Source organism: Lyngbya sp. CCAP 1446/10, from assembly GCF_026130175.1.
Classification (GTDB): domain Bacteria; phylum Cyanobacteriota; class Cyanobacteriia; order Cyanobacteriales; family Microcoleaceae; genus Microcoleus.
This window is the reverse complement of sequence record NZ_JAIGNI010000101.1, coordinates 1-9,745: the sequence shown is the minus strand read 5'-3', so window position 1 is coordinate 9,745 and position 9,745 is coordinate 1. Positions and strand designations below refer to the sequence as shown.

At 46.7% G+C, this 9,745-nt stretch carries 10 protein-coding genes and 1 other RNA gene; 7 read left to right on the top strand and 4 right to left on the bottom strand.

All coding sequences use genetic code 11. The annotated features are described in order from the left end of the window. The first annotated feature begins 174 nt into the window (after nucleotides 1-174). Entirely contained in the window at nucleotides 175-1,203 is a 1,029-nt protein-coding gene (locus K4039_RS25895; RefSeq protein WP_265239378.1) for a tol-pal system YbgF family protein, read from the top strand. A 130-nt stretch (nucleotides 1,204-1,333) separates the two neighbouring features. Next, on the top strand, nucleotides 1,334-3,121 hold the full coding sequence (locus K4039_RS25890) for a serine/threonine-protein kinase (RefSeq protein ID WP_265239377.1): 1,788 nt from the start codon (nucleotides 1,334-1,336) through the stop codon (nucleotides 3,119-3,121). A 6-nt stretch (nucleotides 3,122-3,127) separates the two neighbouring features. Here K4039_RS25890 and K4039_RS25885 read toward each other — a convergent pair whose 3' ends face one another. After that, nucleotides 3,128-3,253: a hypothetical protein gene (locus tag K4039_RS25885; protein WP_265239376.1), complete on the bottom strand. Its 126-nt coding sequence runs from the start codon at nucleotides 3,251-3,253 to the stop codon at nucleotides 3,128-3,130. Nucleotides 3,254-3,282: 29 nt separating this feature from the next. Between K4039_RS25885 and ssrA the strand changes: the two genes are divergently transcribed. From ssrA to nuoK, 5 genes are all read left to right on the top strand, one after another. Next, nucleotides 3,283-3,673: a transfer-messenger RNA gene (ssrA, locus tag K4039_RS25880) on the top strand. Nucleotides 3,674-4,140: 467 nt separating this feature from the next. After that, nucleotides 4,141-5,259 carry an NADH-quinone oxidoreductase subunit NuoH gene (nuoH, locus tag K4039_RS25875; protein WP_265239375.1) on the top strand — a complete coding sequence of 373 codons (1,119 nt, stop codon included), beginning with the start codon at nucleotides 4,141-4,143 and terminating at the stop codon, nucleotides 5,257-5,259. A 103-nt stretch (nucleotides 5,260-5,362) separates the two neighbouring features. After that, on the top strand, nucleotides 5,363-5,938 hold the full coding sequence (ndhI, locus tag K4039_RS25870) for an NAD(P)H-quinone oxidoreductase subunit I (protein ID WP_265239374.1): 576 nt from the start codon (nucleotides 5,363-5,365) through the stop codon (nucleotides 5,936-5,938). 113 nt (nucleotides 5,939-6,051) lie between these two features. After that, nucleotides 6,052-6,675: an NADH-quinone oxidoreductase subunit J gene (locus K4039_RS25865; RefSeq protein WP_265239373.1), complete on the top strand. Its 624-nt coding sequence runs from the start codon at nucleotides 6,052-6,054 to the stop codon at nucleotides 6,673-6,675. Between the two features lie 131 nt (nucleotides 6,676-6,806). Then, on the top strand, nucleotides 6,807-7,112 hold the full coding sequence (gene nuoK / locus K4039_RS25860; RefSeq protein WP_265239379.1) for an NADH-quinone oxidoreductase subunit NuoK: 306 nt from the start codon (nucleotides 6,807-6,809) through the stop codon (nucleotides 7,110-7,112). Nucleotides 7,113-7,306: 194 nt separating this feature from the next. Here the strand turns inward: nuoK and folB are convergent, their stop codons facing one another. From folB to K4039_RS25845, 3 genes are all read right to left on the bottom strand, one after another. Beyond that, nucleotides 7,307-7,672 carry a dihydroneopterin aldolase gene (gene folB, locus K4039_RS25855; RefSeq protein WP_265239372.1) on the bottom strand — a complete coding sequence of 122 codons (366 nt, stop codon included), beginning with the start codon at nucleotides 7,670-7,672 and terminating at the stop codon, nucleotides 7,307-7,309. Nucleotides 7,673-7,799: 127 nt separating this feature from the next. Further along, nucleotides 7,800-9,167: a serine/threonine-protein kinase gene (locus tag K4039_RS25850; protein ID WP_265239371.1), complete on the bottom strand. Its 1,368-nt coding sequence runs from the start codon at nucleotides 9,165-9,167 to the stop codon at nucleotides 7,800-7,802. A gap of 119 nt (nucleotides 9,168-9,286) precedes the next feature. Then, nucleotides 9,287-9,568: a hypothetical protein gene (locus K4039_RS25845; RefSeq protein ID WP_265239370.1), complete on the bottom strand. Its 282-nt coding sequence runs from the start codon at nucleotides 9,566-9,568 to the stop codon at nucleotides 9,287-9,289. Nucleotides 9,569-9,745 lie beyond the last annotated feature (177 nt).

Below are 9,745 nucleotides of genomic sequence, written 5' to 3'. Positions count from 1 at the left end.
CGCCGCTCTTTCTTTTTCCATATCTTTCTGTGGCATTTGTAAGTTATTCATTTTTTTATTGTCACAATCAATTATTGCATATAATTATATCATAATAAGTGTAGATAATGATTTAGGATTGCTATATACCTTCACGACCAACAGAAGTTATCAGACGCATCTCAACTCGTTGACGTGATTGATGCGGTCTTAAGCCGAAACTCATCTTGGATTGATTTTTACGGTGAGAGCATTAACGAGATGGGTTTAGACGATGAAGCATCTGAACGAACCCAACAGATCGAAGAACGGATGACTCAAGCTGCTTTAGCCGAAGTTAGATTTATCAGCACTATTTGGGAGCGAAATTACGCTAAGGCTCGTCAGGAGCTTGAGGCAGTGATTCAGGAAACTGCACAAGCAGACGAAAAGCTCTCTGGATGGCACAATCTTTGGCTGGGGATGTGTCTAGAATACGAAAAGGATTACGAAGCTGCTCAGGAAGAGTATTTCCGCGCTTATCAACGACTTTCAAAAAAGGTCATTGTGCCCAAGACTATCAGCGGGGACTCTCATGATGGGGTGGCAATATTACCAGCACTAACAGATTTTGAACGGCAAATTTCTGTAATTGCCGAACGTAAATCACCAAAAGCGTATGAAAAAACCTTTCAACGTCTTCGTACTTCTGTTGCAGCGCTTGATGACCCAAACGCCTCCTTTGCACAACAAGAAGAAGCTCTCCGTGTTTTGGGCGAATATTTAGGTTACGCTTCAACTCGCCCGGACAATGATGATGGAACTGGACCTGATGTGTTTTGGGTCGATGAAAATGCCCAAAAATGCCTTGCGTTTGAACTCAAGACGGGTAAGAAAGTAGAGCCGATTTATTACAAAAAAGATGTTGAGCAAGGACATGACCATCTAGAGTGGATTCGGCAAAACTGTTCAAATTGTTTATGTTTGGGCTTGGTTTACGTTGGATCACACGGGAAACGAGATAGAGCAGCTAATCCATCCTCAGAAATGTACTTGTGCGATATATCCATTCTGGCTGGTATCAGGAATCAGTTAATTTCAGGCATCGAAGATTTACGAGCAATCCCGCCAACTCAACGGAGAGGCAAGGTGACAGAGTTTTGTTCGGGATCGCAGTGGAAACTTGAAGGAATTACGTCAAAAGTCAAGGTATATTTTATGCAGAATCTTGAGGTATCAAGTTGATTATCTCGTCTAGCGCCCAGCAGCCGAACAACCCCGTTAGAGCGATCTGTAAAATTGCACTACAACACTATCAGGCATTGCTAATTGTTTACGCCCACTAGACGTGCCATAATCAGCCATACTCTCTGGTATGCGATCGCCTGAACCTATGGATGCGCTAATCGGCAAAAGTTTACAAAGTGGAAAATACACCCTAGAAAAAGAACTGGGGCGGGGCGGCTTTGGGATTACATTCCGGGCAAATCACCGCTACTTAGGACAGCCCGTGGTGATTAAAACCCTCAACGAATCTCTACGGCGCGATCCAAATTTTGCCGAATTCGATCGCAAATTCCAAGACGAAGCGAGGCGATTGGCATCCTGCGTCCATCCGAATATAGTGCGCGTCAGCGACTTCTTTGTAGAAGACGGACAGCCCTACATGGTAATGGACTACATTGCCGGTCAGAATTTGGCAGAAGTAGTCGGTGGAAATAATCCCCTCCCAGAAAATCTCGCAATTCTCTACATCACTCAAATTGGCGCTGCTTTGAAAGCAGTTCATCAAAAAGGCTTGCTACACCGAGATGTCAAGCCGCAAAACATCCTCCTGCGGCAAGGTACTCAGGAAGTAGTGCTGATAGATTTTGGTATTTCCCGCGAGTTTACAGCAGGTGCAACCCAAAATCACACAAATATGGTGTCCGACGGCTACGCGCCACCAGAACAGTATTTCGCCCAAGGAAAATATACGCCCGCGACAGATGTTTACGGGCTGGCGGCGACGCTTTACACTTTACTCACAGCACAGGTGCCGGTGGCTGCAATTTTGCGTACCAGCCAGCCGATGCCTTCACCCCGCGACTTGCGCCCTGAGTTAAGTACGACTGTCAGTCAAGCAGTGATGCGGGGGATGACGGTAGAAGCTCAAAATCGCCCTGCTAGCGTGGATGAGTGGCTGGGTCTGCTGCGCGGGCAGGGTGCAGGGTCGGACACCGGGCCGACGCTGGCGGTGATGCCGGGACACGGCGCTCAGTCGCCTGCGAATATGAGAACAGCGCCTGCTGTGGTGTCTTCTGGGGGCAGCAATCGCAAGATTTGGTGGATTTTGGGGTTGGTGGCGATCGCCCTGTTAGTTGCAGGTTTTGTCGGTATTGCTAGGGTTTTCTTCAACCGGCCGTCTTCAGAACCCGCACCGTCCGCGAAGGACGATCGCACTTCGGCCCCAGCAGATCCAGACGCGCGATCGACCCCCGCACCAATTCCCACACCAACTCCCACACCAACTCGCCGAGAAACTCCGCCACCTGCTGCTGAAACTCCAACACCAACACCAACACCAACACCAACTACAACTCCCGCGCCTGCTGAAACTCCTTTCTCGCCAACACCAGCCCCAGCGCCAACAACCGCAGGGGAAGGCGCTGAGACACCGCCGCCACAAGAACCAACCGAAAAACTTGTTGACAAGGAGTTGCCGCCCGATCGATCCGCACCCAGCCCCGAACAACCCGCAACTAGCGATCGGAAGACTCCCGCCATCCCAGGGTTTGCCGTTGGCACCTCGGAAAGTCAGATTGTAACTGCATTGGGAAATCCCACAGACTCTCAATCCCGCGGCTATTGGCCGAATACTCGCACCGCGCTTTACGAAATATTGCCAAATCGGATTACTCTCGGCTACATCTACGATCGCGATTCCGACAAGTTAGTGCAAACAGAGGGATCATTTGCCCCGTCGGTGGACGATTTGGTCGTAAAAACCGCCTTAAATGGGATGGTGGGCGGTGCGGATCGCGAGATTTGGCAAGGGTTTAGAGATGTGCAGCAGCGTCGCACTAATCGGTTTACGTTTAGGAAGGGTTCTCTCGAAGGTACGATCGAACGCAATGAGCGCGATCGGATTTACATCGGCGTTTGGGACGAAAATTTACATTAAACATTCCTACACGCAGAACCTCGTAGAGTTCCCAGTGCGAACTTTACAGCTTCCTTCTTCCTTCTTCCTTCTTCCTTCTTCCTTCTTCCTCCTTCCTTCTTCCATAAAATCCAAAATCGATTGACGTTTCACAAAATATTCGCTATGATTGGAGAACACGAGGGGCTGTAATGGTTTCGACAGGGTGGCGAAAGCTGCTCCGTGATGCAGGTCGAGAGGGAGTCCACTCTCGTTAATATCGGCTCAAACAAAAAAGTAAATGCGAACAACATCGTTCCTTTCGCTCGCAAAGCCGTAGCTGTAGCCTAAAAACTTCTCTAGCTTGGTTCAGAGTGTATGCCGCTTAACTCCGTTAAAGGCAGCATAACAACCCCCAACGGATGCCCTAGCTAAACGTTTCTAGTCGTCTAGCCGGGAAAGCAATCACTAGAAAATCCCCCCATTTGGGATAAAGATGGTTCCCGCCCCAAGGATTAGAGGGGATAAACCTGTGAACGATCGGAAAGTTAATACCCATTTTGGACGGCAGTTCGATTCTGCCCAGTTCCATAAAAAAGGTGACGTAAAATCAATGGTTTAAGCCATTTGAAAGCCACTTTACAAAATTCAAAGGGCTCGTGAGTTAACTCGCGAGCCCTTTTGTTTGGGCTATATGTCCCTGGACGCACGGGTAGTCAGAAACCGGGTTTTTGCCAGAAAACTTCGTTACAGCACGCAGAAACGCATAAAAACCCGGTTTATTTGGTATTTATGCGTCTAGACCTAAACAACCACGGGTAGTCAACAGTCAACAGTCAACAGTCAACAGTCAACAGTCAACCATAACTTACCGCCCATTAGCCAAACTGGTATCTCAGATAATTAGAACTTCACCCCGTCCGTGCGTTCTGCGAGGCTGTGGGGCGATATACTATTAGGCGGTAAAGCATTAAAAATCTTTACAAAGACCCCGCTCTCTAAGCCTACTCCTACGAAGGACTGGTGAAAAATTATATGGCGATCGCTCAAAAGCTGGAAACATGAACCCAGGAATTGACTTACAAGGAAGTTTCGTAGAAGCCCTCATCAATTGGGGCTTACCTGCCGACATCGCCCAAGTGCTTTGGCTACCGCTGCCGATGTTGCTGATGATTGTCGGTGCTGTATTCGGGGTACTGACTAGCGTCTGGCTGGAACGGAAAATTTCCGCCGCCGCTCAACAGCGGATCGGCCCCGAATTTATCGGCCCTCTGGGAGTGCTCGCACCCGTTGCTGACGGGCTGAAGTTGGTATTCAAAGAAGACATCGTACCGGCCAAAGCTGACGCGCTGCTGTTCACGCTCGGCCCGGTAATTGTCGTGATTCCCGTGTTTCTGTCCTACTTGATCGTGCCCTTCGGAGAGCATATGCTCATCGCCGACATGGGGACAGCAATATTTCTGTGGATTGCTCTTTCTAGCATTCAGCCGATCGGCTTGCTGATGTCGGGCTATGCTTCTAACAACAAATACGCCCTCCTCGGCGGACTAAGAGCAGCCGCTCAATCCCTCAGCTACGAAATTCCCCTAGCTTTGGCAGTATTGGCAGTTGTGATGATGTCCAATAGCCTCAGTACGATCGACATCGTACAGCAACAAGCCAGCTACGGCATCCTCGGCTGGAACGTCTGGCGACAACCCGCCGGTTTTTTAATTTTTTGGATCGCAGCCCTCGCAGAATGCGAACGGTTGCCCTTCGACCTTCCCGAAGCAGAAGAAGAATTGGTAGCAGGATATCAGACTGAGTACACAGGCATGAAATTTGCTCTGTACTACATCGCTTCCTACGTTAACCTCGTCCTTTCTTGCCTGCTAGTAGCAGTTTTGTACCTCGGCGGCTGGGAATGCCCGATTCCTGTCGGAGTCATCTCCAATGCCCTGGGATTGAGCGAGACAACTCCTTGGTTGCAGGTAATTACCGGCTTGCTGGGCATTACCATGACCATGCTGAAAGCCTACTTTTTCCTGTTTCTGGCAATTCTGCTGCGCTGGACTCTGCCGCGAGTTCGGATCGACCAATTGCTAAATTTGGGATGGAAGTTTTTGCTTCCCGTTGCTTTAGTTAATTTGCTATTAACCGCAGCTTTGAAGCTTGCCTTTCCCTTTGCTTTTGGCGGTTAATTGATAATAGGTAAAAGGCAATAGCTAACACAAATAAGCTGTCAACCAATTACCTATTATCAATTAGCAATTACCAAAAACTCAAGTACAGAGAGAGAACACAATGCTAAAATTCCTCAATCAAGTAGGCGAATACGCCAAAGAAACTCTTCAAGCTGCCAAGTATATCGGTCAAGGGCTGTCTGTGACTTTTGACCACATGAGACGCCGGCCGATTACGGTGCAGTATCCTTACGAGAAACTAATTCCTTCGGAACGTTTCCGGGGCAGAATTCACTTTGAATTTGACAAGTGCATCTCCTGCGAAGTCTGCGTTAGGGTGTGTCCGATCAATTTACCTGTGGTGGATTGGGAATTTAACAAAGAAACTAAGAAGAAACAGCTCAAGCACTACAGTATCGATTTCGGGGTGTGTATCTTCTGCGGCAACTGCGTAGAATATTGTCCGACTAATTGTTTGTCGATGACAGAAGAATACGAGTTAGCCGCTTACGAGCGTCATGAGTTGAATTATGATAACGTGGCTCTCGGACGTTTGCCCTACAAGGTTACAGATGATCCGATGGTGACACCGATGCGGGAATTCGCTTATTTGCCGAAAGGTGCGATCGACCCTCATGAAGTTTCCTACACCGATCGCCGCGCCGGTCTCCGCCCAGAGGAAATTGTCGAAAAGTAAGTAATTAGTCATTAGTCAGCAGTCATCAGTCATTGAAACAACCAATAATTAATGACTGCTAACTAATGAGTGAAAACCAACAATAGAAAACTAATGATTGAGGATTTAAAATTGTGAATCTAGCCGAAGGGGTTCAACTTGTTTCATTTGGCATCCTGTCAGTAATGATGATTGGAGGAGCATTAGGAGTAGTCCTATTCTCCAACATCGTTTACTCAGCATTTTTGCTGTGCGGCGTATTTACCAGCATTGCGGGTTTGTACCTGTTGCTGAATGCTGATTTTGTCGCAGCAGCGCAAGTCTTGATTTATGTTGGCGCAGTTAACGTCTTAATTTTGTTCGCCATCATGTTGGTAAACAAACGAGAAGACTTCCGCGTAATTTCCAACGCTTGGGTACGTCAAGTAGCAACCGCAGTGGTTTGTGCTGGTTTGTTTGCGCTTTTGGGTACGATGGTAGTGTCTACTCCTTGGGCGATCGTGCCGATAACAGGAGCACCGGCTGAAAGTTCAATTGTAACGATCGCCAAACACTTCTTCACAGACTACTTGCTACCTTTTGAATTAGCCTCACTGTTTTTGTTGATGGCAATGGTAGGAGCAATTGTCTTAGCCCGCCGCGATTTCTTTGCGGATGAACTGTCAAGCAAACCATCAGAAACACCAGCTTTCAGCTTGCCAGAACGGCCGCGCGAATTAGTTTCAGCAGGTGATGTTTCTTCACCCGAAACAAAGTAATTCTATGGTGTTTGTGGCGCACAGAATTCTGCGTAGGGTTTGCCACAAGCACCTCATGGATTTATGCAAGAAGTCCGATCTGTCTGTTTTTTAGTAATTTTAACTGAAGGCAACTCAAAAAATTTATGCAACTGCAACTCCAGTATTTCCTGTTATTAGCTGCGGCACTTTTCTGCATTGGGACTTACGGTTTAATTACCAGCCGAAATGCAGTGCGGGTGTTGATGTCGATCGAGTTGATGCTCAATGCAGTCAATCTCAACCTGATGGGTTTTTCCAACTATCTTGACCCCGTACAGATTAAAGGCCAAGTATTTACGGTGTTTGTACTCACGGTAGCGGCTGCTGAGGCTGCCGTCGGTTTGGCGATCGTCTTGACGATTTACCGCAACCGCAACACCGTAGACATGGAAGAGTTTAATTTGCTGAAGTGGTAATTAGTCATTAGTCAGTAGTCAGTAGTCATTAGTCATTAGTCAACACTTAGGCAAGTTATATTCGTTACCAGGCAAGAGCCTGGTAACGCATACTCGGAGGGAGCATCTCAGTTTTGCATTTATAGTGCGATCGTCCCCGCTCGCTCCTCCGTACAATACGCGAGCGGGGACGATCGCACTATACTCGCAACCAGTTAATTACTGTCTTTGCTTCTAGTAATTTCCAGAGTAATTCTGCCGCCAAAGTCAGGAATCGGAGCGGCCGGTTTTGAGAGTTGGAGCTTAACTTTTTCGACTAAATGCAGTTCTAAAAGCGCTTGGGCGATCGTATCTGCCAGCCTTTCTATCAATAAAAATTTTGAGTTTTTGACAAGCTGTTGAATCAGAGTAATTGCACTTCGGTAATCGAGAGTCTGTTCAATATTATCGCTTTTGCCGGCGGCCGATAAATCTAGCCAGAGAGTGACATCCACTTCAAACCACTGGCCCAATACTTGCTCCTCAGGTAAATAGCCCGTGTAGCCGTAGCAGCGAATTCCTGTAAGTTGAATAGAATCCATTGTGAAATAAACTAAAAGTGCACTACATATACTAATTTACATTGAACCATAGAAATTGCTCTGTCCTCTATTTTTCTGCGTTCTCTGCGTTCTCTGCGGTTCAATCACTCTTATTCTACCTTAAATATCAAAACTGCTCTCCCTTCTCCGACCTATCCAGAAAATCTTCAGCAACTTGATACCATTTCTTTCTAATTTCTGTATCTTCGGGCTTGTCTGTCAAGCTACGACCTTGTAATTCTGGATATTTATTGTAAAACAATTCATCCACTTTCTGATAAAATATGTCCGGCTCGATATTAAGATTTTTGCGGCGCTTACCAATTTGTTCTTGTCTAGCTACTTCTGCATCGAAAGATGTATCTGGAAATTTGGGAAGTTCTGGAATTTTAGGCATATCAGGTAGTTTTGGCAGTGTAAAACCAGATTTGACTATGCTAAAAGCTAGCATCCCCGGCAATAAAACCACACTTAAACTCCCTAGAGTTTTCCACGGAATTAACTTAAATTTGCTGGTGTTGCTGTTAACAACTTGATTGTTTTGCACAACAGGAGGATTGTTATTGGTAGCTGTTTGAGTGCTTTGGTTGAAGGGGCGACCGACAAAGTTCATTGTCACCATTTGGGAGATCATGCTGCCAATTTGGGATAATTTTGGGTCTTTGAGTGCTTCGCGGACTTCTTTTGCGGACTGGTAGCGATCGCCCGGTTGTTCTGCTAGCATCTTATCCAACACAGTTGCGAGGTTTTGACCGACTGTGACGTGCGTGCGCCAATCCCAAGTTTTGTTATGGATATCGTACAGTTTTTGAGGCTTTTTGCCGGTTAGTAGCACTAAAGCCGTCACAGCTAAAGCGTACAAATCGCTAGCGGGAGTAACTTTTCCCAGTCGCATTTGTTCGGCGGGCGAATAACCTTGTTTGCCGATCGCAGTATCCGATTGTCCCCTAAACTGAAATAGGGCGGTTGCTGCGATTTGCTTGACTGAACCGAAGTCAATTAAAAATGGCAGTTTATCAGCAGTGTGCTGGATGATGTTGTCGGGGGAAACATCGCGGTGAATTAAATTGCGGGAATGAATGTATTCTAAAACGGGTAAAATCTGAAATAGCAGTTGAGTAACTTCCGCTTCGGTAAAATTGTTACCTTGCTGCTGGCGAGATATCAATATTTGTTCGTAGGTTTCACCGGGGATGTAGTCTTGAACTAAAAATAAAGATGGATTACCGCCCAAATCGGTGCGAAGCAGTTCTCGAAAGCGGGGGATTTGCGGGTGTTGGAGGTTGTAAAGCATATTCGCTTCGCGATCGAACAATTCGGCCGCTTTGGGGCTTTGAACCACCGGAGAGAACTCTTTGAGCACGCAGTTTTCGCCGTAGCGATTGATATCTTCTGCGAGGTAGGTGCGCCCGAAGCCGCCGCGGCCCAATTCGCGGATGATGCGGTAGCGTTTTTCGAGGGTGGAACCAGGGGCGAGGAGGGATGAGTTAGACATAAACAACGGTAAATTGTTCGAGTTGAGGAGTCGCGGAGCACAGTATAGCTTATTGTAGCTAAGTTTTTTTGGCTGTGAGGGCGATCGATCCTGCAATATCAATGCTCTCTTCAATAGTTTTATCGATCGTTTGATGATGTAGACTCATCATCATCATCATTTGACTCTGACACATTTTCTTCCTGTTGCTGCTGTGACTCCATAAGCTCTGCAAGCAATTGCTTTAAATTCTTGTCAGGAGGACGCTTGGGAAACTCACTGTGTGTATATATCCATGTAAGCTTAATTACGCTTTGAGTACGATCGACTAAGTACATAAGTCTTCCCTGACGCGCCGCACCCTGTAAATTTGGCATATCAAAGTAATACTTTCGGAATTCCCATTCTTCCGGTTTGCTCAAACTTCCGGGCAATTTTTCAGCGAAAGAATCAGGAAGAAAAGGATTGCTACTGGCGTTGCTGAATCAAGGTATGGATGCCCCAGGAATGGGAATATCGTCAAATTTCAAGTAATGTATTAATAACTTAATAGAATGCTTCAGCATTTCCTCACATTTAGAATAACAAAGAGTTTTGCG